Genomic DNA, 24,964 nt, shown 5'->3' on the forward strand with positions numbered 1-24,964 from the left:
GAGAGGGACGCTGCTGACCGCACTGGGCCAAACTCTGCTTGCCTGCCACGCGTCGCTCTATCGCTACGCCCGGGCGCTGTCGCGGGACCCGGCCACGGCCGAGGAACTCGTCCAGGAGACCTTCCGCCGGGCCCTGGGCGCGAAGCGGGGCCCGTTCCAGGCCAGCCCGGATAACGTCCGGCCCTGGGCGTTCACCATCCTCCGGCATATCTGGCAGAACCTGATGCGCCGCCAAAGGCGGGAGTCCTTTGAAGAGCTGAAGGATGAGGCGGCGCTGGGCGAGTCACCGGAAGTCGTGCTGACCCAGCGCCTGCTTCGCTCCGAGATTGCCGATGCGATCGACGCCCTGCCCGTCGTCCTGAGGGAAGTCATCGTCCTGCGCGAGATGGAAGGCTACACCTACGCCGAGATCGCCCAGGTGCTGAACTGTCCCGCCGGCACCGTGATGAGCCGCCTGGCCAGGGCCCGGCACTCGTTGCGGAAGCTGCTGCTGAGGCACGCGCCGTCGTCGCAGGAGATAGGCTCATGAGCGCCTGCGAATTCACCCGGGAGCGGATCCATCCTTACTTGGACCACGAACTGCCCGCGGCCGAGGTGCTGGAGTTTGAGAGCCACTTGATGGACTGCTCCGCCTGCCGGGCTTCGTTCGAGAGCGTCCGTGCCGTGGTGGACGTGGTGCGCGGAGCGAAGCCGCTCTACGAGATTCCGGAGAGCTCGCTAGCCTCCGCTCGCTCCCTGGTGGCGGGCCACGCCCGGCGGCGTGTCTGGCTGCAGTCGGCGGCGCTGCTGCTCATCGGCTTGGGCCTCGGGTTCTCGCTCTGGCTGGGCGCGCGGCCGGCATCGGACCAGTTCTCCGCCTTTGCCGCCGAAGCGCACCTTCGATACGCGAAGGGCCAGTTCCCCTTGGATGTACTCTCATCCCAACCGGAGGCCGTCTCGCGCTGGCTGCAATCCCGCCTGCCCTTCGCCGTGCATTTGCCGGATTATCCGGTAGGAGCCGGCCAGCAGAAGAAGTACGAACTGGTGGGCGCCCGGCTGCTCCAATATGAGAACGAGGACGTGCTGTACCTGGCCTACCGGCTGGATGGCAAGCCCATCTCGCTGCTGATGACCGCTTCGCAGCAGGTGGCGCCCGGCGGGGGAGACATCTACCGCTCCGGCCGCCTGGACTTCCATTTCAGCGACTCAAAAGGCCTGGGCCTCATTTCCTGGACGGACCGCGGCATTCACTACAGCCTCGTCTCGGACTTGGGAGCCGGCCGCGCGGAGTCCTGTGTCATCTGCCATCCCAAATCCTCAGACCGCCGTGTGATCGAGGAACTCGTGCCGCGCGGGAAGGGCTGATTGCACGCCGGACCGGCCTGGAGGCGTAAGATAGCGGGTGGAACGTAACGACAACCTCGATGGCTCTTATCTCACCCTGTCCGACTTTCCCGGCTCTGGCCATCTTCGTTCTGGCCCTCGGAGTGCAGCCCGTTCATTCCGCTTCGCCCCGGCTGAAGGTTCTGATCATCGATGGCCAGAACAACCATGCCTGGAAAGAGACCACCCCGATCCTGCAGGAAATTCTCGAGATGTCGGGCCGCTTCGAGGTGGAGGTCGCCACCACGCCCCCCCAGGGCGGTGACATGACCGCGTTTAAGCCGGACTTCTCCAAGTATGCCGTGGTCGTCTCCAACTACAATGGCGATCCGTGGTCGAAGGAGACCAGTGAGGCGTTCGAGAAGTTCGTCCACGACGGCGGAGGCTTTGTCTCCTACCACGCCGCCGACAACGCCTTCCCCGAGTGGCATCAGTACAACCAGATGATCGCGGTGGGCGGCTGGGGTAACCGGAAGGCTCCGGAGGCCGGGTCCATGATCCGCTTGCGGGACGACGAGGTGCGCGTGGAACCGACGCCCGGCCGGTGCGGGAATCATGGCGCCCGCCTGCCTTTCGTCGTGACGATGCGCGAGCGGCGGCACCCCATCGTCAAAGGATTGCCCAGGATGTGGAAGCACGCTCCGGACGAACTCTATGACTCGCTGTGCGGGCCGGCGGCCGACTTCGACCTGCTGGGGACTGCCCATTCCACCTCCCAGAATCGTGGAACCAATGAAGACGAGCCCATGCTGCTGGCCATCCGCTATGCCCGCGGGCGCGTCTTCCACACCACGCTGGGGCACGATGTCGCCGCGATGCACTGCGTGGGCTTCATCGCCACCCTGATGCGCGGCACGGAGTGGGCGGCGACGGGCCGGGTGACGATTCCCGTACCGGCCGACTTCCCCTCGTCCGACCGGATGTCGATCCGGAAATAGCCGGCGTTACACCCGGCACTTGGATCAGGCTCTCCGTGCAGGTACAATCGGGAATTCCCGGGGCCGGGCTGCCATGTATCCAGGATTCATCCAGTCGCTTGCGTCCACGGCGCTGTTCGCCCGTCTGCCGCGTCCCACGGCGTTGCTGGCGATTGCCTTGGCCCCGCTCGCCCTGGTGGCCGGGCTCACGCTGCGCTATGCCGCCAAGGTGCCCGCGTCTGTCCGCAGCGACGCCAGCCGTACGCAATTGCAGGACATAGCCCGGCGGCTGGGCGCTTCGCAGGGACTCTCGCTGGACGCCTCGGGCGCCTTGCTCAAGATCAAGCCCCAAACCTCCCATCAGGTATTCGCCTTGCGCGCGGCTCCGCAGGCGGTGGACGCGGCGGGGCGGCTGGCGGCGCCATATCATTTCGTCCTCAATCTGGCCGAGCCCGACGGGGAGCACGGCATCATCGTCACCTTGAATGGTCGGGGCGATGTGCTGCAGTTCGATACGGAGCGGCCGCGGAACCCGGGGCCCGCGCTGAGCAGCGAGGCCGCCGAGGAACTGGCGAAGCAGTACATGCGCTCCTGGTTGACCTTCATCCCGAACCCCCAGATTGACCGGGTGAGGGAGGCGTCGTCCCAGAGCAAGAAGGACGAGGACGAGTCCATCGCCCGCCGGTTCGATTTCGAAGGCCACCTGGGGCAGTTGCCTACGGTGAAGTTCAGCGGACGGGTGGAAGTCACGGGCTCAAAGGTGACCGGAGCGCGGGTCGAACCGGAGTTCGGCCGGGCGATGCACTCCTGGTCGGACGACGAATCCGGGCTGCGCGGCACGGTCGGCGTGCTGGCCGTCTTCCTGGCGATCTTCGCCTCCATCTACTCCATCCGGCTGTACCGGAAGCGCAGCCGGGAGAAGGAAGCGCCCCGCAAGCGGGCGCTGATCCTGGTACTGGTTTTCGGTCTGTGCGGCGCCGGATACCTGGCCCTGAACGCGGAATCGTTCGCGAACACCGATGGCGCCTCCACGCTGCCGTGGTACGTCACGCTAGGCATCAGCGCAATGGGCGGAATCTTCCTGGCGATGGGTGGAGTGCTGGTGGGCGCTGCCTACGCCAGCGGCGAAGGCGAGATCCGCGAAGGCTATCCGGACAAGCTGACGGCGTTCGACGCGATGCTTTCCGGCCGGTGCCGGGTGAGCAATGTCGCGGTCTCGGTGGGCGCGGGCGCGGTCTTTACCGCATGGGCGTTCCTGTTCACCTCGATCGCGAGCTGGCTCGTGTCGTCCGGCGACGCGCTGTTGCTCTCGGATGAAGCAATGGCCGCGGCCTACGGCAATTACCCCTGGCTCAGCGGATTGCTCATGCTGCCGCCCCAGATCGCCTGGACGGTCGTTTCCGGCCTGTTTGTGCCGCTCACCTTTGTGCTGCGCAATGTGCGGCGCCCGGCCTGGAAATGGACGATCCTGCTGTTGTGCCCGTTCCTGATCGCGGCCGGGTTTACCGACAACAGCCTGGCGTCATCCACGCGCGTGCTGGACATGGTGGTGGGCGTGGCGGTCGTCCTGGCGCCGTTCTTCTTTCACGATGTGCTGGCGGCGCTGGTCTCTTCAATGCTGTTCTCGCTGGCGATCCAGACCTCGACCATGGCCGCGCTGGCGCCCTTCTCACTGCCCAGCGGGCTGCTGCAACTCGGCATCGTGACCTTCGGATTGGCCTACCTGACCGCCACCTCCTGGAAAGGCGAGGCGGTCACGGAAGACGAAGTGAAGCCGGAGTACGCCCGCAACCTGGACCAGCGGCTCTCGATGCAGGCCGAGGTGCATGCGGCGCGGGAAGCGCAGTTGCGGCTGCTGCCGGAAAAGCCTCCGCAGATTCCGGGCCTCTCCATCGCTGCTTCGTGCCGGCCCACCGGTGATGTGGGCGCCGATTTCTACGACTTCTTCCCCTTGCCCGGAGGCGGACTGGCGGTATTTGTGGCCAGCGGCGGCGGCCTGGGCGTGGCTTCGGCGCTCACCATTGCGCTGGCGAAGGGCTTTCTCATGTCGGACCTGCGCCGCGGCGATACGCCGGCCAGGACACTGGCCCGGTTGCGCGCGTTGCTGACCGGACGCCTGGGCGAGGTGGCGCAGCGGGCTCGGTTTGCCGTGGCGACCATCGATCCGCAACGGCGGACTTTCCAGGCGGCCCGTTGGGGCGAAGTGCCGGCGATCTGGGTGCTGCGCGACCTGATGGCGCATCCCATGGCCTTTGTCGAGAGTCCGGAGGGGTTGCCGGAAGCGGCGGTGCCGCTGGAAGTGGGCGACATGGTGTTGTTCCACACCGAGGGGCTCATTTCGGCTTTGGAGGATCAGTCGCCCACGGGCCTACGCGACTGGTTCCGCAACCTGGCCCGCATCACACGCGCCTGCGGCGCGCTGGATTTCCACGACTTCCTGCTGAAGCGGCTGGCCGGCGGCAGTGAGAAGCGGCTCACCCGGCGGTTGACCAGCGACCTGACGGCCGTGGTGCTGAGGCTCGAGGAAGTCCAAGTGCTGCAGCAGGAGCACGTGGCATGAAGCGGTACGTGATCATTGCCGGCGCCGCGCTGGCCGCCCTGGTCCTTCTCGCCTTGCGGCCGCAAGGCGGCCGTGCCGGCGCGGCGGCGCCATGGACCCGGGAGCAAGCCATCTCCGCCACCGTTGCGCTGGCTCACGAGTTTGGCATTGAGACCGCGAACTGGGAGTTCCTGATCACAGTGGAGCCCCAGGACGATTGGATGGACATGCGGACCCGCCATCCGGACTCCGCGTTGCTAAAGGCATTCTCAGGCACCCGCTATCGCGTGCTGGCCCGATCGCCTGATGGGAACTCCACGGTTACCGCCGAACTGGATGGCACCGGCCGGCCGCTGCGGTGGCGGCCCAGGCTGCGTGGTGACCTGCCCGCGGCCGCGCAATTGAGCAGGGAAGGCGTCCTGGCCCGTTTTGCGCCGGCTGACGCGGCAAAGTTCCAGCCCGTGACCGAGGCTGGGGAGGATGGGAAACGGCGCGGCAGGCGGTCCCGCCGGGAGGAGCAGGAGACCTCCAGCGGCGAGACAGCGAGGTGGGAATGGCGGGATCCGAAGGTCGATGGATTGCGGGCGGAGCTCAGCGCCACGTTCTACAAGGGCAAGCTCGAGGAGGTGAGTCTCCACCACGACGTGCCGCGGTCTGTCCGGCGCAACGCCTCGGTGCCCGGCGCCAAGTGGAAAGAGGTGTTGGGGGGCATCGGGGTCTTCTTCCAGGTCTGCGCGGTGACCGGGTCTGTCATCTTCGTGCTGATCAGCTTGACCGACCGCCGCGACCATCTGCGCCTTGCCCTTTGGGTGAGCGGGGCGGTGGCGTTGTTCTACATGGGCTGCCTTCTGCTGGGCGGCCGGCAAGGCTACCTCTCAGTCAATTGGGATCAATCCGATTTCGACACCACCAGCAACAAGGTGGGGTTCCTGTTCGGGCTGTTCGTCACGCGTCCCCTGGCCCTGGCCTTCCCCCTGGCTGCCGGATTCCTGCTCATCCGGGAAGGACAGATCGAGTCGTGGTTATCGATCCTGTGGCTCACCGTGCGGAGAAAGCTGATCCCTGCGGCGGGCCGGGAACTCGCGGGCGGAGTGCTGATGTCGGCACCGCTGGCAGTCCTGCCTATGCTCGTGTGCGCGGCGCTGCCAATGACGGGTGTGCGCCTGGAAGCAGCCCGGCCCGGCATTCTGATGGATACCTCGCCGGCCATGGGGGTGCTGGTTCAATTCCCGGTGCTGTGCTATCACCTGCTGTGCGTCTTCGCCGTCATGCTGCCCCTGCTGTGGCGGCCGAGTCCGCGACTGAAATGGCGGCTGGGGCTGCTGTTCCTGGCCGGGCCGCTGCTCTGCCTCGCTCGCTTTTCGCCCGTGTCGGGCAACGGCTACATCAGCATCGCTGTCGTTGCCGTGATGTTTGCGGCCTGGGTGAAGGTCTATCGGGCGTTCGGGTTGCTGGGCCTGATGGCCTGCCTGCTGGGCCTGTATACGCTCTACGACCTGTCGGCGCTGATCGCCTTCCCGGCCGGCCGGGCGTGGCCCATCGCGCAATTGCTGCTGGTGTGGGGCGTGCCTTTGGTGGGTGGATTCGTGATCGCCGCCCGGCCGGCTCCCTCGAATGTGGAGGAGCTTGCGGACGAGATCTCGCGGCGCAACGATCCGCCTCCGGGTTCCGCTCCACGGTCTGAGCGGGAGCGCCTGCTGACCGAGTTTGCGGTGGCGCGCGAGGCGCAGCAGGGCATGCTGCCCGACAGGCCGCCTTCGATTCCGGGCTTCTCCCTGTTCGCGAGTTGCGTGCCCGCCCGCGAGGTGGGTGGCGACCTGTTCGATTTTCTGGAAATGCCGCGCGGCTGCTGGGCGATGTGCGTGGCCGATGTCTCCGGCAAGGGCGTGCCGGCCGCGCTGTACATGACCTTGACCAAGGGCATGCTGGCGGCTGAACAGGCGATGGCCACCGGGATCCTCGACCTCGCCTGCGCCGTCAACCGGCAATTGCTGCTGGCCGGGAAACGGCGGACCTTTGTGACGCTGGCGATGGGCCTGCTGGATCCGGAACGGCGGGTGCTCGAGGTGCTGCGGGCCGGGCACAATCCCATCCTCTGGTGGCGGGCGGCGGACGGGGAATCCCACTATGTCCAGCCCAAGGGAATCGGGCTGGGCCTGGCCGGCGACCGCATTTTCTCGAAGAGCATCGAGTGCCAGGAACTGGCGCTGGCCGACGGCGACCTGGTGGTGTTCTATTCCGACGGGTTGACCGAGGCGATGAACCCCAGGCAGGAGCAGTATGGGGAAGACCGCCTGCAATTGGTCGTGGCGCGGGCGGCCGGACTGGACGCGCCGGAACTGGCCCAGGCGATCCTCGACGATGTCGAGGTTTTCAAGGCCGGGGCGGATCCGCATGACGACCTCACGCTGGTAGTGCTGCGTTGCCTGCCGGCCGGCGAAGCCGCGGCGTAGGCCGCTTTCGCGCCAACACCCTCCCGACTTGATAAGCTATGGCCCATGCGGAGCGGCTTGCTGGGAATACTGGGCGTAGTGTTGTCATCCACGATCTGGGCGGATCCACCCGACTTCGTGCGCGATGTGCAACCAGTCCTGAGCCGGTCGTGCGAAAAGTGCCATGGCGGGAAGCTGCAGATGGGTGGACTGCGGTTGGACGCCAAGGCCGCGGCCCTCAAGGTGATTCGGCCCGGCGATGCGGCGGCCAGTGAACTCTACAAGCGCGTAGCCGGGATTGGCGACCAGGCGCGCATGCCGATGGGCGGGAAACCTCTGCCGGAGGCGGAGATTGCCCTGTTGAAGCGCTGGATCGACGAGGGTGCGGCGTGGCCCGATGGAGTCGGATCGGCGGTACGGGACAGCGGGACTCATTGGGCGTATGTGCCTCCGAAGAAGGCGACCGTGCCGGCCCTGGGCGCAGGAAATCCCATCGACGCGTTCGTCCTGGCGCGGCTGCAGCAGGAAGGTTTGCAGCCCTCTCCGGTCGCCGCCAAGACCACACTGCTGCGCCGCCTGAGCCTCGACCTGACGGGCCTGCCGCCGACGCCGCAGGAGCTGGATGCGTTCCTCGCGGATCGTTCCGCCGGCGCCTACAAGGCCCAGGTGGAGCGCCTGCTGGCCTCGCCCCACTATGGGGAAAAGTGGGGCCGGTGGTGGCTGGACGCCGCGCGCTACGCCGACTCCGACGGTTATGAGAAAGACAAGCAGCGCCAGGTCTGGTTCTATCGCGACTGGGTGATCCGCGCCTTGAATCTCGACCTGCCGTACAACCGTTTCATCATTGAACAGGTGGCCGGCGACCTGCTGCCGAACGCGACCCAGGACCAGCGTGTCGCCACGGGCTTTCTGCGCAACTCGATGATCAACGAGGAAGGCGGCATCGATCCCGAGCAGTTCCGGATGGAAGCGATGTTTGATCGCATGGACGCGCTGGGCAAGGGTGTGCTGGGCGTCACGATTCAGTGCGCGCAATGCCACACGCACAAGTACGATCCCATCAAGCACGAAGACTACTACCGGCTGTTCGCGTTCCTGAACAACACGTATGAGGCCAATATCGCGGTCTACACACCGGCCGACCAGGCCCGGCGCGACGCGATCCTGAAGCAGACCGCGGCCATCGAGCAGGGCCTGCAGAAACGGATGCCCGGCTGGGCCGCGCGCATGGCGGCCTGGGAGCAGGAGGCTCGGCTGCTCAACCAGAAGACGAAGTGGCTGGTGGTGCGGCCCGATGTGGATGACATCTCCACCGGAGGCCAGAAGTACCTGCCGCTGGAGGACGGGTCGCTGCTGGAGGCTGGCTACGCTCCGACGAAGCACACGGTCAAGTTGACGGCGAAGGTGGGACTGCCGCGCATCACGGGCTTCCGCCTGGAACTGCTGCTGGATCCCAACCTGCCGCAGGGCGGCCCGGGCCGCGCGATTGATGGGACAGGCGCCTTGACAGAGTTCACGGTGGAGCGGCTGGGCTCGGATGCGAAGCCGGAGAAGATTCCGCTCGGCTCGGCTACGGCCGACATCGCGCTGCCCGAGACGCCGCTGGCGCCCATGTTCTATGACAAGAGCGACAAGCGCCGCGTCACCGGTCCCATCTCGTACGCGATCGATGGCAAGGACGAGACGGCCTGGGGCATCAATGCCGGACCGGGCCTGAGCAACGTGCCCCGCAAGGCCGTATTTGTTGCCGCGAAGCCGATCGAAGCCAGCGGGGAAACCACCCTGGTCTTCCTGGTGAAGCAGAACCATGGCGGCTGGAACAGCGATGACAACCAGAACAACAACCTGGGGCGGTTCCGGATCTCGGTGACGGGGGACGATGCTCCGGTGGCGGATCCGCTGCCGGCCGAAGTTCGGTCCATTCTCGACAAGCCAACGGCGGAACGCACGCTGGAGGATCAGCGCAAGGTCTTCTCCTATTGGCGCACGACCGTGGCTGACTGGGCCGCTGAGAACGAGAAGATCGCCGCGTTGTGGAAGGAGCATCCGCAGGGCTCTACGCAGTTGGTCCTGGCGGAACGCCCGACGAGGCGGGAAACGCACATCCTGGAGCGCGGCGATTTCCTGAAGCCCGCCAAGCTGGTGACGCCCGGCACGCCAGGCTTCCTGAACCCGTTGGCCGTGGAGAATCCCACGCGGCTCGATTTCGCCAAATGGCTGGTCGACCGGCAGTCGCCCACCACCGCGCGGGCGGTGGTGAACCGGGTCTGGCAGTCGTATTTCGGCACCGGGCTGTCGGCTACGAGTGAGGATCTGGGCAAGCAGGGGGAAACGCCTTCGCACCCTGAACTGCTGGACTGGCTGGCGGTGGAGTTCATGGACCACGGCTGGAGCCTGAAGCATCTGCACCGGCTGATTGTGGAGTCCGCGACGTACCAGCAGACCTCACGCGTCACGCCGGAACTGCTGGAGCGCGATCCTGCCAATCGGCTTCTGGCCCGTGGCTCGCGCTTCCGGGTGGATGCGGAGATCGTGCACGACATTGCCCTGGCGGCCAGCGGGCTGCTCAACGATCAGGTGGGCGGCACCAGCGTCTATCCGCCCGCGCCCGACTTCCTATTCCAGCCGCCGGTGAGCTACGGCCCCAAGATCTGGAAAGAAGAGAAAGACGCACAGCGCTACCGCCGGGCGCTCTACACCTTCCGCTACCGCAGCGTGCCGTACCCCATGCTGCAGACCTTTGACTCGCCCAACGGCGACGCGGCCTGTGTGCGTCGTTCGCGTTCCAATACGCCGCTGCAAGCCCTCACCACCTTGAATGAGCCGCTCTTCATGGAAGCCGCACATGCACTGGCGGAGTTGACGCTGAAGCAGGGCGGGGCCTCGGATACAGAACGGCTGAGCTTTGCCTTCCGGCGCTGTGTAGCCCGGCCTCCGGTGGAAGCGGAAGTAACGGAGTTGCTGGGGCTGTTGAAGAAGCAGGAAGCGCGCATGGAACCGGCCCAGGCGTGGACGATGGTCGCCCGCGTCCTGCTCAACCTCGACGAAACGATCACGCGCGAATAGGAGAACAGCATGGATCCCCATCAAGTGAAATCGGAGCGGACACGCCGCTGGTTCTTCGAGCAGTGCGGAGTCGGCCTGGGCTCGATCGCACTCGGTGATTTGCTGCGCGCGGCTTCGACCACGGATCCTCTCGCCCCCAAGCAGCCGCACTTCGCTCCGAAGGCAAAGCGGGTCGTCTTCCTGTTCATGGCGGGCGCGCCCAGCCACCTGGAACTGTTCGACTTCAAGCCTGAGCTCAAGAAGTTCGACGGTACCCTGCCGCCGGCCGATTTGCTGAAGGGCTACCGCGCGGCCTTCATCAATCCCAACTCGAAGCTGCTGGGGCCGAAGTTCCAATTTGCGCAGTATGGCAGCAATGGCGCCTGGATCTCGGAGTTGCTGCCCCACACGGCCGCCATTGTCGATGACCTTGCCATTGTGAAGTCGATGTCTACGGATGCGTTCAATCACGCTCCGGGGCAGCTGCTGATGAACACCGGCAGCATGCAGTTTGGCCGGCCGAGCTTCGGCTCGTGGGCGACTTACGGCCTGGGCAGCGAATCGCGTGACCTGCCGTCGTTCGTGGTGTTCTCCAGCGGAGCGAAGGGACCGAGCGGTGGGAATTCCTGCTGGGGCAGCGGCTTTCTGCCCACGGTCTACCAGGGGGTGCAACTGCGCGGCAGCGGCGACCCGGTGCTCTATCTTTCCAATCCGCCCGGCGTCGACAAACAGACTCAGCGCGAGTCGCTCGACTCGCTGAGGAGCCTGAACGAGATGCACCTGGCGACCGAGGGCGACCCGGAGATCTCGACGCGCATCAATTCCTTCGAGATGGCGTTCCGCATGCAGGACAGCGCCCCGGAATTGATGGACCTCACCAAAGAGCCAGCCCACATTCTCGAGATGTACGGCGCGCAGCCGGGTAAGCCCTCGTTCGCCAACAACTGCCTGTATGCGCGGCGTCTGCTGGAGCGCGGGGTGCGATTTGTGCAGCTCTACCACGAGGCCTGGGATCAGCACGGCAACCTGGTGAAGGACCTCAAAAAGAACTGCCTGGATACGGATAAGGCCGCCGCGGCGCTGGTGAAGGACCTGAAGCAGAGAGGTCTGCTCGACGATACGCTGGTGATCTGGGGCGGGGAATTCGGACGTACGCCGATGGTACAGGGGGGCAGCGACGGCCGCGACCATCATCCCAATGCGTTCACCATGTGGATGGCGGGCGGAGGGATCAAGCCGGGCCTGGTGATGGGCGAAACAGACGAACTGGGCTTCAACGTCACGAAGGACCGGGTACACGTCCACGACCTGCATGCCACGCTGCTGCATCTGCTGGGCTTCGACCACACCAAACTGACGTACAAGTTCCAGGGCCGCCCGTTCCGCTTGACAGACGTCCACGGGGAAGTTGTCCGGAAGATGCTGGCTTAGACTGGATGCATGGGAAATCCGTTTGAGACGGACAAGATGGCGGCGGGGTACGCGACGGCGCGGCCACCGGTGCACGCCAAGGTGATTGAACGCGCACACCAGGCACTGGGGCGGCCCGCGCCGTTCCGGCGGGCTCTGGACGTCGGCTGCGGAGCGGGGCTGTCCACGCGGGCGCTGGACGGCTTCGCAGAGCATTCCATTGGCGTGGAGCCGGCCGAGCCCATGCTCAGGTGGCACTCGACACTGGCGCCGGCCTCGGACTTCGTGGTGGGCCGGGCTGAGGCGCTGCCGGTCCAGGACGGTTGTGTGGATCTCATCACGGCGGCCGGGGCCCTGAACTACGCGAATCTGGACCAGTTCTTTCCTGAGGCCCTACGCACGCTCACACCCGGCGGCACGCTGCTGGTCTATGATTTCTCGCCGGGCCGCTCGTTTCGCCACAACGACAGGCTGGACGAATGGTTCACGGCCTTTTCCACGCGCTATCCCTGGCCCCGCGCTGAGGCTCGCGAGCTGAATCCTGAAATCCTCGCGGCGCTCGATTCCGGCTGTGGCCTGAGGCAGAACGAGTACTTTGAGATTGGCCTCACGCTGTCGCCCGGGTTCTATCTCGAGTACATGCTGACGGAGACGAATGTGGCCTCTGCGATGCGGAGCGGCGTGCCCTACGACGAGATCCGGCAGTGGTGCGGGGCAACGCTGGCGCCCGTGTGGGACGGCCGCGACCACGAGGTGTTGTTTAGAGGCTACTTTGCCTGCCTGAGCCGCCAGTAGGGCGGGCCAGGCGGACTCAGAGTTCCAGGTGATTCTGGTAGACCATCTGGCTGAGCCGGAACTTCTCGTGGATCACGAAGATCTGCAGGTCGCTGACGCACTCCACTTCCTCGTCCTTTAGTTCGATGGGGGCGGAGTTCGGGAAGTGGATCTGGATGGCGATGGTGAGGCCCTGGGGCACGACTTCCACCTTGGTGGGCTTGATGATGCGGCCGGAGCGGGTCCGCAGGAAGGACGTGCGCTCGGTTTCGACCTCCACCACCCCGGCGCCCAAATGGGCCACTTCGGCCGGAACGCCATAGATCTCGAGGACGTAGTCCTGCGGCGGGGCGCCGATCAGCGCATTGATCTTCGCTTCACCCTGCTTCTGCTGGCGGGCCTTGTAGAGCGCCGTGGCATGCCGGATGGGCAGCGCGCTGGCCCAGCGAATGATGATATCGGCCTTGGCCGGCAGGCTGGAGCGCGGCACGCCAATGCCGCCCACGGGGCTGCCGCCTTTGATGGTGCCGTTGGGCGTGTTGCCCGGGACGTCCTTGTAGCTGAAGGGCCGGTCGCCCGGTTTCACCCACATCAGGTTGACCGACTTCACGTGGGCCCAGGGGGAATCGGAGACGAGGCGCACGACGGCGTCATCGTTCCAGTTGGGGAAGGGCTTGTCCTTCCAATCGGCGCCGGAGGCGACGGCCGCCGTCGCGAGGACTGCCCAGCAACCGAGGATACACCGGAGTCGAACTGTGTTCAATGTGGAGCCCATCTACTTCCAGGATACCGCCCGTGATTTATCCGACGCGCCGCGAGGACCTTCGGTTGCGAAGACGATCCGCATGGCTCGATTCTGAAATTCCACATTCTTGCCATCTGAAATACGAAGATCTACACTCAACTTTCTGGTAGCGTTTGCAGGGAGAACCCATGGAATTCGTCAAGATCCGTCGAGAGCGTGCGGTTGATGCTGTCTATGATGCCTTGCGACAGGCGATTGTCAGCTGTTCGATGAAGCCCGGGGAGCGGCTGAACGTGGAAGAGCTGGCCCAGAAGATGGGGGTCAGCCTGACGCCGGTGCGCGGGGCGATCCAGCAGTTAGCCACGGAAGGGCTGGTGGAGGTGCGGCCGCGCAGTGGCACCTTTGTGGCGAGTCTCACCCCGCAGGATCTGGACGAGACCTTCAAGCTTCGAAGCGCATTGGAATGCCTGGCGGCGGAAGAGGCGATTGAGCGGATCCAGCCCGCGCAGTTGGCGCGCCTGCACACGCTGCTGAAGTCGTTGAAGCGCAAAGTCACCAACGATGTGGAACGCCGCGCGCATGAGCAGGACAATTCCGAGTTCCATCAGATTTTCATTGATGCCTCGCAGAATCAGCGGCTTGCGGATATGTACCACGCTCTGAACGCACACATCAAGATTGTGCGGATCCATGCCGGTGAATCGGGTTGGCCGCTGCGGTTGCAGGAGGAGCAGGCGGAGCACGAGGCGATTGTGGCGGCGCTGGAAGCGAAGGATGCGGCGAGGCTGACGGCCGCGCTGCGCAAGCACATCTACCGGGCGAAGGATGCCATGATCGCCGTGCTGCGCGGTTTGGGCGGGCATCAGCTGGAGGCGGGCCCCGGCCGGAACCATGGGGCTGCCTGAGGGCGGTTACCAGTAGCGCCAGTCGCCGGTATACCAGACCAGGGCGGCCAATGCGGCGTTGGTGACGGCATGCGCCAGGATGGCATCGCCCAGCCGTCCGCGACGCATCTGTACCAAGGCGTAGACCGCGCCGGCGACCAGGCCCGCCAGCCAGCGCGACTCGTGCATCGCCCCGAAGGCGAGGGAGGAGCCTAGAAACGGCAGCCAGGCGAACTTGCGCCAGTCGACAGATTCGAAATCAGCATCGGCCAGGCGGCGCATGAGATAGCCGCGGAAAGCCAGTTCCTCGGCGATGGGTACGGTGACGACGGCAGCCAGCGTGCGGCACGCCAGCCAGAACGCCTGCAAGGCCCAAGGCATGGCGACGAAGCCTGCCGGCAACCCGGCGCGTGCGGCGGCGGCGGAGGGCGTGGACCAGGCCCAGAGGGCGGCCACCGCCAGCCCGGCGAGCGCCGCGACGGGGCCGAAGCGCCAATCGACCTGGCCATAGGATTTGCGGAAGTACCAGAGGGCTGCGACGGCGGCCAGCAATCTCAACGGGTAGAGCCACTCGAAATCAGCGGAACCGGCGCGAGCCAGGATGGACGCTGCCAGGATCGCCAGGAACGGCATGAGGTAGGCGGAGACCGCGGTTGCGTTGGCGGTATCTTCCGTTGGGGGCCGCTCAAGTCTCAGCGAGGGATGACGGAAGAGCGCGATGCGGCGCGACAGTACGCAGAACAGGATCGCTGTGAAAAGAAACGCGATCCAGCCGGCTTCCGAATGGAAACCGCCCATTGCGATGCGGTCCGCGCCCGCATGGCCAATGAGAATCAGGACGGCGATGCGCACGGCATTGAGGATCCACATGACCAGCGCGCCGGCGGGAATCAGGCAAAGTGCGGCTGGAAACCGGTATTCCCTGCGGAAGAGGTAGAGCCAGGCAACGCTGAATGCAAGAAACAGCCCCACGCCCTCATAGCCGGAACAGGCGGGGTCGATGATGACCGAGAAGCGGCTGGTGCCGATGTCCGCCGTGGCCGGGTTCGCGGTGAGGCCGGGGAGGATCGGCTCAAGAAGGAACCGGACGACTTTGAAGGTGAGGGCGCTGGATCCGCGCCAGGTGGCCAAAGCGGAGGGACGGGCCGCGGCGGCGACGCCGGCTACGGCCAAGCCCCAAGCCCAGCCCCAGCCTACGGCTCGAATCAGTCCCAACCATATCGATATGGGGAGTAAGGAAAGCGCCAGGAGTCCGACTCCGGCCAGGCCGCTGACGAGCCAGGCGAGCGTCAGCCAGCCGGGCACGGAGGCTGAGACGCCGGCGAAGACCTGCGGAGACAGCCAGCTAAAGAGGGCCATCAGGGCAGCATGCGCGGCGAGGAGGCTGAACCGTACGCGGCCGGGTGCTTCCAGCAAGACGGAGCGGAGACCGGACGGACCCTGTTGGCTGAGCATGAACGCCGTGGCGAGGAATGCTACTGCGCTACGGACGAGCATGGGGCCCAGGTGGCGGACCCAGGTAGCCAGGCCGCCGGCGGCGGGAAGATCCGCGGCGTCAAGGGAGATACTGGCTGCCAGGAGTTCCGCGCCCAGGAGGGCGACGAGGGCGAGGAATCGGAAACCGGCGGGAGGAACCAGGGCGGTGCCGGGAATTTGCCGGTGGAGTGGCGGCGGGATAGCCGGAGATGGTGAGGGCACTGGCCAGATTGCAGAAGCCGGCCTCCAGAAGCAGCTTGACGACTATTCCTGGAGACCGGCGCTAGAGAACTACCGGCGGCGGCTACGCAGAACGAGCACGGCGCCTGTGAGAAGGGTCAGGGCGCTGGATGCCGTCGCGCCATCGATTTCGGGTGCAGTCCTCGCACACGCAACTGCCGCAACGCCAATCATGAGGCAGAGCATTCCGAGGGACTTTTGGACCAAACTTGTCATAGCTTGAACTCCTCTAAAAAATCGGACTGTTTCGAAATGCTAGTTGGTTGGGACCCCTTGCGTCAAGGTAAAACTGACGGGGAAAGCCCCTTTGGCGGCCTGTAGATAGCCCAATTAGTACTTTTTCGTCAAAACTAGTACTTCTGGGCCGACTGCGGTGGCGGGCGTAGAACTTTCCGGCAGGTAACCCCGGTCCTATCTTAATGAATCTTCAGGATTTCAGGATCAGTACTTCCGATAGCCCTTTCTTCCCGATGCTGGGAACCTCCGCACCCGGGCTGGGGTAGCCGACAGGGATGAGCAGGCACGCCCGTTCGTTTTTGGGCCGCTGGAGGATCTCGCCCAGGAAGGCCATCGGGCTGGGGGTATGGGTGAGGGTGGCGAGTCCGGCGAGGTGCAGTGCGGCGAGGAGAAATCCGGCGGCGATGCCCACCGATTCCTGGACGTAGTAGTGTTTGACCTTGCGGTCTCCCTCGAGGCCGTAATCCTGGCGGAACACCACTATCAGGTAGGGGGCATCTTCCAGGAAAGGTTTCCGCCAGTCGGTGCCCAGGGGGCGCAGGGCCTGCAGCCACTCCTCGGTCATGCGGTGCTCGTAGCTCTCCCGCTCTTCGGCTTCGGCGGCGGCACGGATGCGGCTCTTGATCGCGGCGTCGCTCACCACAACGAAGGTCCAAGGCTGCTGGTTGGCGCCGGAGGGTGCCGACGCGGCACAACGGATGGCGGTCTCGATCAGGCTAAGCGGCACCGGTTCGCTGCTAAAGTGGCGCACGGAGCGCCGCTGCCCCAGACGGGCCTGGAACTCCTCGACGCGCCGCGCCTGCTCCTCTGGCGACAGCCGCTGGAACTCGAGTGGGTGGAAAGCTGGAGGGGATTCATGAACGATGGCAGGGGGACTGCGCAGGGCGATCGCAAGCGCGTCGTCGACGGCCGGGCGCGGAGGGGACCGCGGTCTAGATCACGATGACGAGCTGGCTCTGCTGCATGGCTCGCACCGATTCCGGCCGCGCGCCACACAGAACGCCGAAGGCGAGGACGGAGGCCAAAACACAAGCCCAGCAGTAGTTCCTCATGTCCGGCAGTGTAGCATAGACCTTATGGGTTCATTGCCAGACGAGTTTTACCGCATATCTAAATTGCCACCCTATGTCTTTGCCGTCGTGAATGAAATGAAGGCAAAACTGCGTGCGGCGCAGTATGACGTAGTTGATTTCGGGATGGGCAATCCCGACGGCGCAACCCCGCGCCCCATCGTGAGCAAACTGGCAGAGGCAGCACGGAACCCCAAGAATCATCGCTACTCCGTGTCGAGGGGCATACCCAACCTGCGGCATGAGGTCTGTAAGCGCTACGCCCGGAACTACGGCGTCGAGCTTGATCCGGAAGACGAAGCGATTGTGACCATCGGATCCAAGGACGCGCTGGCCCACCTGCTGTTCGCCGTCGTCGGACCCGGGGATCACGTCATCACCCCCGCCCCGTGTTACCCCATCCACCAATGGGGGGTCATCATGGCCGAGGGGGAAGCTGTCCCTCTGCCCGTCTCCAATCCGGCCGACTTCCTGAACGGCCTGGAAGATCATTACCGGAAGGCCACCAAGCCGCCGCAGATCATCCTGATGAACTTCCCGCACAATCCCACCACGGCTTGTGTGGATCTCGATTTCTTCAAGGAAGTGATCCGCATGGCCCACCAGCACGGCACCATGGTGGTCCACGACTTCGCCTACGCAGACCTCGGTTTTGACGGTTATCGCGCACCCAGCATTCTGCAGGTGGACGGCGCGAAAGAAGTGTCTGTCGAGATCTTCACGATGTCGAAGAGTTACAACATGGCCGGCTGGCGTGTTGGGTTCTGTGTCGGCAACAAGAAGATGATCAAGGCGCTGGCCCGCATCAAGAGCTATCTGGACTATGGCAACTTCCAGCCCATTCAGATCGCCTCGATCATCGGGCTGCGCGACTGCGAAGGGGAAGTCGAGAAGATCCGCCACCTCTATGAGAAGCGGCGCGACCTGCTGGTGGACGGACTGAATGCGGCAGGCTGGCCGGTGGAGAAACCACGCGGCTCCATGTTCGTGTGGGCGCCGATTCCGGAGGAGTTCAAACAGGTAGGATCGCTGGAATTCTCCAAGCTCCTGTTGGAGAAGGCACTGGTCGCCGTCTCGCCCGGGATTGGGTTTGGACCGGCAGGCGACAGCCACGTCCGGTTCGCACTGATCGAGAACCACCACCGGTCGCGACAGGCAATTCGCTGCATTAAGCAATTCCTAAAAGATTGCAAGGTGGCCTGACGCTGATATCATCGCGCTATGGCCGCGCGTGAGCAGTCCAGGCCGCTGAGGCTCGTTGAGCTGCGCGCCCTACCTGCGTCTTCGCTCAGCCGGTTGCTGGCCGACGAGAAGGCGCGTTGGCTCTCTTTACTGCACTGGGACTTTACGCCGTCCGCGGACCTGGTGACACGTTATGTGTCCATGCAGGCCCTGGACGGCTATGTCCTGGTGGATGAGGGCGAGCCGGTGGGCTATGTCTATTGGGTGATGGAAGACCACAAGGGGCTCATCGGCGATCTGTATGTCCGCGATGCCTGGCGTTCGCCCGCCAATGAGAACCTGCTGATGGGCGCCGCGCTGGGCCAGTTGCGCCGCTACCCGTGGATCCGCCGTGTGGAAGCGCAGCTGATGCAGCTCTCGATGCGCGGCTCGCAGGTGGCGCCCACCGGGCTGCGCCCCCGCCTTTACCCGCGCCACTTCATGCTGGCTTCCATGACCAGTCTTGCGGCCCTGCGGCCCATCCAGGTTGAGCCTGAGTTCCACCTGGAGAACTGGAACATGCGCTGGCTGGACGCTTCGGCGCAATTGATCGGCTCAGTCTACGCGGGCCACATTGACAGTGCGATCAACGACCAGTACAACTCCGACCAGGGAGCGCGCCGCTTCCTGCAGAACATAGTCCAGTATCCGGGCTGCGGCCACTTTTCCCACACCGCGTCCTGGGTGGCGTTGAACCGCCGGGGCCAGGTGGTCGGAATGTCGCTGGCCAGCAAGGTGGCCTCGCGCATTGGTCACATCGCGCAGCTCTGCCTGTCGCGGGAGATGCAGGGCGGCGGGGCCGGCTATGAGATGCTGCGGCGCAGCATGCAGGCGCTTGCCAACGTCGGCTGCGAAGAGGTCTCGCTGACGGTGACAGCCTCAAACGAACGGGCGATCCGGCTCTACGAGCGGTTTGGATTCCGCGCGATCTATCACTTCGAGGCTCTGGTTTGGGAGACCCTCTGGAGCTGATCTAGAGCCCCAGCGTGGGGCCGATGGCCTCATAGAAGGTCAGCACGGCAGGGCCGAGCGTGATGACGAATACCGCAGGCATGATCAGGAAGAACACCGGGAAGACCAGTTTCACACTCAGCTTGCGAGCCGATTCCTGCGCCTTGTGGCGGCGCCGGGTGCGCAGGTAGCGGGCGTGGTTTCGGAGCGCCGGGCCCAGGCTGGTGCCGAAGCGGTCGCTGTCGATCAGCACGGTGGAGAGCTTGCGCAGTTCCATCGAGTTCGTGCGTTGTCCCAGCGAGTATAGAACCTCGGTGCGCGAACGCCCGGCTCGCAGTTCCACCTGGACTTGTGCGAATTCGTTCGACAACTCGGGGTAGAGGCCGCGCAGTTCACGGCTGGTTTCGATGAGCGCACTATCCAGCGACTGGCCGGCCTCAATGCCGAGCACCATGAGATCCAGGGCATTCGGCAGGGCGCGCTCCAGCTTGTAGCAGCGTTGATTCACTTTCGCGTCCAGGACCCGGTCGGGCAGCAGGAACCCGAAGCCCAGGCCGCAGATGGAGAGCACGAAGCCCACCGCGAGGCTCTCATGATCCAGCAGGCCGATCCAGCCCAGCACGACGCCGCAGAGCAGCGCGGTGGCGACCTTGGTGCCGTAGAAAATAGTCCCGGCGGCCGGAGACCGGTAGCCGGCGGCAATGAGTGAGTTCCTAGCCGAGGCTTTTCGCGGCTTCTGGCCGGCCGCCAGCTCCCCGATGACGAACATCGACTCCTGGAGGCTGGCCGAAAGACCTTTCTGGCCCGAGGGCGGTGGTCCCTGCAGCCCGCCATCCTGGATCTTGGCTGCGGTCCGCCACCTGACCAGCAATAGCGCCGCGCCCACGGTGGCCATCACGAAGAGGAAGAAACAGACCGCCATCATTGTTTCTGACATGGCTGCCTCACATTTTCACCTGGGCAATCCGTTTCACGACGAAGTGGGCCACCACGTTCGCCAGCGCCGCCGCGCCGAGCATGGCCCGGCCTTCCGGACGGCGCACCATGATGCCCATGTATTCCGGGTTCACCATGAACATGAGTACACCGATCATGATCGGGACGATTGTCAGGACCGTACCGGTGATCCTGCTGTGGGCGGACACGGCGCGCACTTCGCTTTCCAGGGCGCCATTGTCGCGCATAGTCTCACCCAGGCGGCCCAGGACATCGTTGAGGCGTCCGCCGACTCGATTCTGGAGCTTCACGGCGGCCACAAACAGTCTCACTTCGGGCACCGGGATGCGTTCGGCCATATTGTCCAGCGCCTGATCCCAGCCCACGCCCAGATTCCACTCCTCGCGGGTGCGCCGCATCTCGGAGGACAAGGGTTCTGGCTGTTCCAGCGCCAGCAGTTCGACTGCCGCGGATAACGGATAGCCGGCCTTCAAGGCGCGTGTCATCGAGTCCAGGGCTTCTGGGAATTGGGCGGCGAAGGTCTCGAAGCGCTTACGCCGCAGCCGCCGGATGTACAGGTAGGGGCTGGCTACGACGACGCCGACGATCAGCATGGACGGCACCAGGGGAATGAACTCGATCTGCCACAGCAGAGCGGCCGTTGCCGTACCGCCCAGCAGCATCATTAGAGTCACCCGGCCTACTGACCAGTGGAGGTTCGCCTCCGAGATCATAGCCCGCAGTTCCTCGACATGGCTGAACTTCTCCAGCAGCCGGGACCAAACCTTGATGGTGCTGAGATCTTCTCCCTTGATGACCTGCGGTTCGCCGCCGCTCTCGCCGGTCTCCAACACGAGTTCCGTGCCGGCGCGGCGAGCGCGCACGTGCATCGACGCCCAGTAAAACGACACCGCGAGCAGGGCCGTTAGAAAGGCAGTGCCAAACATCATCAGGAAGACGACGAGGCTAAGCATGGGCTTATTGGCGCACAGCGGCCGAAGCGTTCAGCAGCGTTCCAGGGGCAACGGTCTGGGCGCCTTCCACCGAGCGGTCGTTGGGATTGCGCAGCACCAGCCGCAGTTGCAGCGTGGCATCGGCCAGGCTCAAACGGTCAGCATCCACCGGTGAGACCAGCAGGGTGATGACGGGACGCCCGTTGCCGGGCTCGTTGCCCGTGACACTGAGCACTTCCACGTCTTCCAGCATCCGGCGCAGTTGTTGTGTGCCGCGCGTGTCCAATACCTGGATGTCCACCCGGCTGCCAGAGCGAATCATGGCGACCACGCCACTGCTGTCAATGGGATGGATGCTCACGGCGCGGCGTCCCGAAGGTATGGCCAGCGAGGGGCCGCCTGCTGCGCCGCGGCGCGCCACATGCATCGTCGTGATCGGCTGGTTGGGAGAGACCGGCTCCAGCAACGTCAGCCCAACCGCCTGTTCAGGGGCGGGGATTGCATTCGGCGGCAGCGCCTTCTGGTCGAAATCCACGACCTTCACGTCTTCCTGCCGCAATACTGCTCCACGGTCCAGAGCCCGCACGGCCAATACCGCTGTGCGCGGATTGTCGGCCGAGGCCGACCCACGCAGCCGCGGAATCAACAGCCCGTAGAATATTCCGGTCGCCACGACAGCCGCCACAAAGGCGACTCCCAACAGCGGCATTAGATTCCGTTTCATCGCGTACCTCGAGGCGGACTGGTACGGTTCTCCTGCTAATACCAGTCCTGCCCCAGTACAACATGCACACTTATCCGCTCATATCAGTCGAAGGCCTTAGTACCTCCGAGTTTGAACCTGAGACGGTTCGTACTCCCGGACGGCTACAATGAAAGCAGTGGAAACTCGCCGTATGTGCCCGCATTGCCGGGCTTTTATCACCACCAGCGACAAGGTCTGTCCGTATTGCGACACGCCCGTTGGTCCTACCGCCAAAGAGCGCCTGGGCGGAGCCGATATTTTGGGGGGACTCATCCCATCCGCCCAATTCGTCACGGTACTCCTGCTCACGATGAACATCGGGATGTACCTGGTGACGATGTTTGCCTCGGCCAAAGTGGGCGAGTCGAACGCGCTGATCCGCTATGGCGCGGCGCTGCCGGAAGGGGTCTTCGGCGGCCAGTGGTGGCGCATCATCACGGCTGGGTTCCTGCATGGCGGCCTGATGCACATCGGCTTCAACATGTGGGCGTTGATGGACGTCGGGCGGCACGCCGAGGAAACCTATGGCGCCAAGCGCATGGCGGTCATCTACATCCTGTCGACCATGGGCGGTTTTGCGCTGAGCATGGTGCGGGGCACACAGTTGACGGTGGGCGCCTCGGCCGGCCTGTTCGGTTTGATCGGCGCCATGATTGCGATCGGCGTGATCCACCGCAACTCGTCCCAGGCCGCGGCCATTAAGGCGTTTTACATCCGCTGGGCCATCTATGGACTGCTCTGGGGTCTTCTGCCTATGTTTCACGTAGACAACGCTGCCCACCTGGGCGGAATGGCCACCGGTTTCGTGGTTGCCTGGGCGGCCGGCACGCCCCGCGAATTCGACGTGACCCGTGAGCGCATCTGGAGTATCCTGGCCGGACTTTCGGCGGCCCTGACGGCCTATGCCTTCTTCCGCCTGTTCCTCTGGTTGCAGAGCATAGCGTCGGTCTAGACGCAAAGGCGATAATGAGGCCATGCGCGCATGGCTCATGGAATCTTTCGAAGGTGTCGAGAAGCTCCGCCTGGCCGAGGTGCCTGATCCGCAGCCAGGGCCCGGCGAGGTCCAGCTCGAGATGCATTTGGCGGGCTTGAACCCGGCCGATGCGTTCCTGGCGCTGGCCCAGTACCCCGCGAAACCCGCGCTGCCGCATATCCTGGGCCGCGACGGTGTGGGTACCGTACGCGCCGTGGGTGAAGGCGTATCCAATGTCCAGGTGGGCGATGTGGCCGGAATCCTGCGCTGTGATGCGGGCGTCGAGGCCTGGGGTACCCTGGCCGGCAGGACGGTTGTGCCCGCCGCAAGCCTGGCTGCCATTCCGGCCGGCTGGACCCACGAGCAGATGGCGGGCGCTCCGCTGGTTTTCCTCACGGCCTGGCAGGCTCTGGCCCAATGGGGCGAACTGCCGCGCGAAGGGCAAGTCGTCCTCGTGACGGGAGCCTCCGGCGGCGTTGGTGTCGGCAGCGTCCTACTGGCCAAGTCCATGGGCGCCACAGTCGTGGGCCTGTCCCGCAATCCGGAGAAGAGCGAAACAGTCCGCCAACTCGGCGCGGACTTTGTTTTCGATCCCGGCGATCCCGCCCTCCGCAAAAAGGTGATGGCCGCCATTGCGCCGCGCAAGGTCGATTTTGTGGTCGACAGTGTGGCCGGGCCGCTGTTCTCGCAGATCATCGCCATGCTCGGGTACGGCGGGCGCATCAGTGTCGTGGGCCGCAGCGCCGGTACGGTGCCCGATTTCAATACCGCAACGCTCTTCTTCCGCCGCAATCGCATCGGTGGGGTCGCGGTCGCAGACTATACTCCGGAGGGGGCGCAGAGTGCCTGGGCGGAGATTGTCCGGCGTCTGGACGCGATGGGTCGGCGCCCGGTTGTCGATCAGGTTTTCCCGTTTGCGGATGTGAAACAGGCCTTCGCGCGGCTGGCGGAAGGCCCCATGGGCAAGGTGCTCGTGAAGGTGGATTAGCAGCCCGCGCCGGCGCCCGTCGGCTTGGCCTTTGTCCCTCGGCTGAAGCTGAGGTAGTTGGCGACATTCTCCCGCAGGAGTTGCGGGAAGTTTTTGTCCAGATTCGAACGGATGGCCACGTAGCACTCGTCGCACACGTTGTGCATGGTGAACTCGTTGACCATCTTTTCCTGGTCTTCCAGCTTGTAGCGTTTGAACTGCATCGAACACGGCTGCAGCATGCCGTCGGCGGTCACCACCAGAAAGCGCAGGCCGGCCTTGCAGCCGGGGGCTCCGCCAGTCTCGAAGTAGTGCCGGGTGGCATTGACCGTCGTCGGGGCACTGACAATCCAGTTCGACTCATCGCGCCGCTTTTCAATGCGGTCCAGTTGGGCGTTGAGGACCTTCAACTGTTCCGGCGTGCCGGGGAACAGATCGCGGCAGCCGGTACGCCGCGCGGAATAGGCGCTGTAGCAGATGTTGACGCCCCATTTATGGGCCTGGTCCGCCGCGCCGTTGATCTCGCCGACATTGGCCGCGGTGATGCAGGTATTCAGGACAATGTCGTCAAACCCGTAAGCTGCGCAAGTGGGGATGACGTCGTTCAGGTGAGAGTAGAGGCCCGGGTACACCCGGAATTCGTCGTGCCGGTTGTCGGGGAAGTCCAGCGACACAGAGAACTGGTCGACGCCCGCGTCGCGCAACTCGAGATACCGCTGGGGTGTCATCAGCGACCAGCTCGAGACCAGGATGATGTAAGGCAAGCCGTTCGCCAGCTTGATGTTGCGGACGACGTCACAGAGATCTTCGCGCATCAGGGGCTCGCCGCCCGATACCTGCACCACGCACGGCTTCAGGGTCTCCGTGTAGTGCCGGTAATCGGCCGGCCGCATGTTCTTCGAATCGTCCTTCGGACCGCCGTGATCGCAGTGCCGGCAGTAGCAGGTGCAGGAATCGGTGACTTCGAAGGATACAACGATGGGACGCTGCGCGAGCCAATTCATCGATCCTTGCCCGATGATCCTCAGTGACTGGCCAATGGGAACCTTGCGCATGAACCTAAATCATACCAAGAGGCCCGAATAAC

20 protein-coding genes are annotated in these 24,964 nt (G+C 64.6%); 13 read left to right on the forward strand and 7 right to left on the reverse strand.

Annotation, left to right across the window (positions count from 1 at the left end; genetic code table 11):
- Positions 1-22: 22 nt before the first annotated feature.
- The 8 genes from ACR9Y2_RS18375 to ACR9Y2_RS18410 all read left to right on the forward strand — a co-directional run bounded on the left by ACR9Y2_RS18375 (position 23) and on the right by ACR9Y2_RS18410 (position 12,500).
- A complete protein-coding gene (locus tag ACR9Y2_RS18375; protein WP_435044882.1) occupies positions 23-529 on the forward strand; it encodes an RNA polymerase sigma factor in 507 nt (168 codons plus the stop codon).
- On the forward strand, positions 526-1,344 hold the full coding sequence (locus ACR9Y2_RS18380; protein WP_435043002.1) for an anti-sigma factor family protein: 819 nt from the start codon (positions 526-528) through the stop codon (positions 1,342-1,344). The genes ACR9Y2_RS18375 and ACR9Y2_RS18380 overlap by 4 nt, the downstream gene beginning before the upstream one ends.
- 59 nt (positions 1,345-1,403) lie before the next feature.
- A complete protein-coding gene (locus ACR9Y2_RS18385) occupies positions 1,404-2,300 on the forward strand; it encodes a ThuA domain-containing protein (RefSeq protein ID WP_435043004.1) in 897 nt (298 codons plus the stop codon).
- A 73-nt stretch (positions 2,301-2,373) separates the two neighbouring features.
- A complete protein-coding gene (locus ACR9Y2_RS18390; protein WP_435043005.1) occupies positions 2,374-4,839 on the forward strand; it encodes a PP2C family protein-serine/threonine phosphatase in 2,466 nt (821 codons plus the stop codon).
- A complete protein-coding gene (locus ACR9Y2_RS18395; RefSeq protein WP_435043006.1) occupies positions 4,836-7,271 on the forward strand; it encodes a PP2C family protein-serine/threonine phosphatase in 2,436 nt (811 codons plus the stop codon). Before ACR9Y2_RS18390 ends, ACR9Y2_RS18395 begins: the two co-directional genes overlap by 4 nt.
- A 45-nt stretch (positions 7,272-7,316) precedes the next feature.
- Positions 7,317-10,316 (forward strand): PSD1 and planctomycete cytochrome C domain-containing protein, encoded by a 3,000-nt coding sequence (locus ACR9Y2_RS18400; protein ID WP_435043007.1) that lies wholly within the window; start codon positions 7,317-7,319, stop codon positions 10,314-10,316.
- A 9-nt stretch (positions 10,317-10,325) separates the two neighbouring features.
- Positions 10,326-11,726 (forward strand): DUF1501 domain-containing protein, encoded by a 1,401-nt coding sequence (locus tag ACR9Y2_RS18405; RefSeq protein ID WP_435043008.1) that lies wholly within the window; start codon positions 10,326-10,328, stop codon positions 11,724-11,726.
- Between the two features lie 9 nt (positions 11,727-11,735).
- A complete protein-coding gene (locus ACR9Y2_RS18410) occupies positions 11,736-12,500 on the forward strand; it encodes a class I SAM-dependent methyltransferase (protein WP_435043009.1) in 765 nt (254 codons plus the stop codon).
- Positions 12,501-12,516: 16 nt separating this feature from the next.
- Here ACR9Y2_RS18410 and ACR9Y2_RS18415 read toward each other — a convergent pair whose 3' ends face one another.
- Positions 12,517-13,242 carry a hypothetical protein gene (locus ACR9Y2_RS18415; protein WP_435043010.1) on the reverse strand — a complete coding sequence of 242 codons (726 nt, stop codon included), beginning with the start codon at positions 13,240-13,242 and terminating at the stop codon, positions 12,517-12,519.
- A gap of 170 nt (positions 13,243-13,412) precedes the next feature.
- Here ACR9Y2_RS18415 and ACR9Y2_RS18420 point away from each other — a divergent pair, with 170 nt between their 5' ends.
- The gene (locus ACR9Y2_RS18420; RefSeq protein WP_435043012.1) at positions 13,413-14,129 is read left to right on the forward strand and encodes a GntR family transcriptional regulator; all 717 of its coding nucleotides are present in this window, start codon (positions 13,413-13,415) and stop codon (positions 14,127-14,129) included.
- Between the two features lie 6 nt (positions 14,130-14,135).
- On the opposite strand, the gene xrtE is transcribed toward ACR9Y2_RS18420, so the two are convergent.
- Positions 14,136-15,806: an exosortase E/protease, VPEID-CTERM system gene (gene xrtE, locus ACR9Y2_RS18425; RefSeq protein WP_435043013.1), complete on the reverse strand. Its 1,671-nt coding sequence runs from the start codon at positions 15,804-15,806 to the stop codon at positions 14,136-14,138.
- 445 nt (positions 15,807-16,251) lie between these two features.
- Positions 16,252-16,812: a nitroreductase family protein gene (locus ACR9Y2_RS18430; RefSeq protein WP_435043014.1), complete on the reverse strand. Its 561-nt coding sequence runs from the start codon at positions 16,810-16,812 to the stop codon at positions 16,252-16,254.
- A 325-nt stretch (positions 16,813-17,137) separates the two neighbouring features.
- Here ACR9Y2_RS18430 and ACR9Y2_RS18435 point away from each other — a divergent pair, with 325 nt between their 5' ends.
- Together ACR9Y2_RS18435 and ACR9Y2_RS18440 are read left to right on the forward strand one after the other, a co-directional pair.
- Positions 17,138-18,334, forward strand: coding sequence for an aminotransferase class I/II-fold pyridoxal phosphate-dependent enzyme (locus tag ACR9Y2_RS18435; protein ID WP_435043015.1), 1,197 nt, complete (start codon positions 17,138-17,140; stop codon positions 18,332-18,334).
- Between the two features lie 18 nt (positions 18,335-18,352).
- Complete coding sequence (locus tag ACR9Y2_RS18440; protein ID WP_435043017.1) at positions 18,353-19,324, forward strand: GNAT family N-acetyltransferase; 972 nt, start codon at positions 18,353-18,355, stop codon at positions 19,322-19,324.
- 1 nt (position 19,325) lies between these two features.
- Here ACR9Y2_RS18440 and ACR9Y2_RS18445 read toward each other — a convergent pair whose 3' ends face one another.
- The 3 genes from ACR9Y2_RS18445 to cpaB are packed head-to-tail and all read right to left on the reverse strand — an operon-like array spanning position 19,326 to position 21,916.
- The gene (locus ACR9Y2_RS18445; protein WP_435043019.1) at positions 19,326-20,240 is read right to left on the reverse strand and encodes a type II secretion system F family protein; all 915 of its coding nucleotides are present in this window, start codon (positions 20,238-20,240) and stop codon (positions 19,326-19,328) included.
- A gap of 7 nt (positions 20,241-20,247) precedes the next feature.
- A complete protein-coding gene (locus ACR9Y2_RS18450; RefSeq protein ID WP_435043021.1) occupies positions 20,248-21,213 on the reverse strand; it encodes a type II secretion system F family protein in 966 nt (321 codons plus the stop codon).
- Between the two features lie 4 nt (positions 21,214-21,217).
- On the reverse strand, positions 21,218-21,916 hold the full coding sequence (gene cpaB / locus ACR9Y2_RS18455; RefSeq protein WP_435043022.1) for a Flp pilus assembly protein CpaB: 699 nt from the start codon (positions 21,914-21,916) through the stop codon (positions 21,218-21,220).
- Positions 21,917-22,088: 172 nt separating this feature from the next.
- Between cpaB and ACR9Y2_RS18460 the strand changes: the two genes are divergently transcribed.
- Together ACR9Y2_RS18460 and ACR9Y2_RS18465 are read left to right on the forward strand one after the other, a co-directional pair.
- Positions 22,089-22,889 carry a rhomboid family intramembrane serine protease gene (locus ACR9Y2_RS18460; RefSeq protein ID WP_435043023.1) on the forward strand — a complete coding sequence of 267 codons (801 nt, stop codon included), beginning with the start codon at positions 22,089-22,091 and terminating at the stop codon, positions 22,887-22,889.
- A 22-nt stretch (positions 22,890-22,911) separates the two neighbouring features.
- The gene (locus ACR9Y2_RS18465) at positions 22,912-23,898 is read left to right on the forward strand and encodes a quinone oxidoreductase family protein (RefSeq protein WP_435043024.1); all 987 of its coding nucleotides are present in this window, start codon (positions 22,912-22,914) and stop codon (positions 23,896-23,898) included.
- On the opposite strand, the gene ACR9Y2_RS18470 is transcribed toward ACR9Y2_RS18465, so the two are convergent.
- Positions 23,895-24,881, reverse strand: a complete 987-nt coding sequence (locus ACR9Y2_RS18470; RefSeq protein ID WP_435043025.1) for a radical SAM protein — start codon at positions 24,879-24,881, stop codon at positions 23,895-23,897. The genes ACR9Y2_RS18465 and ACR9Y2_RS18470 overlap by 4 nt on opposite strands.
- Positions 24,882-24,964: the final 83 nt, after the last annotated feature.

Source organism: Paludibaculum fermentans, from assembly GCF_051172195.1.
Classification (GTDB): Bacteria; Acidobacteriota; Terriglobia; order Bryobacterales; family Bryobacteraceae; genus Paludibaculum; species Paludibaculum fermentans_A.

Bases quoted from the DNA above. Each gene is read 5' to 3' on its own strand.
- ACR9Y2_RS18380 (WP_435043002.1), top strand. From the start codon at position 526: ATGAGCGCCTGCGAATTCACCCGGGAGCGGATCCATCCTTACTTGGAC.
- ACR9Y2_RS18385 (WP_435043004.1), top strand. From the start codon at position 1,404: ATGGCTCTTATCTCACCCTGTCCGACTTTCCCGGCTCTGGCCATCTTC.
- ACR9Y2_RS18390 (WP_435043005.1), top strand. From the start codon at position 2,374: ATGTATCCAGGATTCATCCAGTCGCTTGCGTCCACGGCGCTGTTCGCC.
- ACR9Y2_RS18395 (WP_435043006.1), top strand. From the start codon at position 4,836: ATGAAGCGGTACGTGATCATTGCCGGCGCCGCGCTGGCCGCCCTGGTC.
- ACR9Y2_RS18400 (WP_435043007.1), top strand. From the start codon at position 7,317: ATGCGGAGCGGCTTGCTGGGAATACTGGGCGTAGTGTTGTCATCCACG.
- ACR9Y2_RS18405 (WP_435043008.1), top strand. From the start codon at position 10,326: ATGGATCCCCATCAAGTGAAATCGGAGCGGACACGCCGCTGGTTCTTC.
- ACR9Y2_RS18410 (WP_435043009.1), top strand. From the start codon at position 11,736: ATGGGAAATCCGTTTGAGACGGACAAGATGGCGGCGGGGTACGCGACG.
- ACR9Y2_RS18420 (WP_435043012.1), top strand. From the start codon at position 13,413: ATGGAATTCGTCAAGATCCGTCGAGAGCGTGCGGTTGATGCTGTCTAT.
- ACR9Y2_RS18435 (WP_435043015.1), top strand. From the start codon at position 17,138: ATGGGTTCATTGCCAGACGAGTTTTACCGCATATCTAAATTGCCACCC.
- ACR9Y2_RS18440 (WP_435043017.1), top strand. From the start codon at position 18,353: ATGGCCGCGCGTGAGCAGTCCAGGCCGCTGAGGCTCGTTGAGCTGCGC.
- ACR9Y2_RS18445 (WP_435043019.1), bottom strand. From the start codon at position 20,240: ATGTCAGAAACAATGATGGCGGTCTGTTTCTTCCTCTTCGTGATGGCC.
- ACR9Y2_RS18450 (WP_435043021.1), bottom strand. From the start codon at position 21,213: ATGCTTAGCCTCGTCGTCTTCCTGATGATGTTTGGCACTGCCTTTCTA.
- cpaB (WP_435043022.1), bottom strand. From the start codon at position 21,916: ATGAAACGGAATCTAATGCCGCTGTTGGGAGTCGCCTTTGTGGCGGCT.
- ACR9Y2_RS18460 (WP_435043023.1), top strand. From the start codon at position 22,089: ATGTGCCCGCATTGCCGGGCTTTTATCACCACCAGCGACAAGGTCTGT.
- ACR9Y2_RS18465 (WP_435043024.1), top strand. From the start codon at position 22,912: ATGCGCGCATGGCTCATGGAATCTTTCGAAGGTGTCGAGAAGCTCCGC.
- ACR9Y2_RS18470 (WP_435043025.1), bottom strand. From the start codon at position 24,881: ATGAATTGGCTCGCGCAGCGTCCCATCGTTGTATCCTTCGAAGTCACC.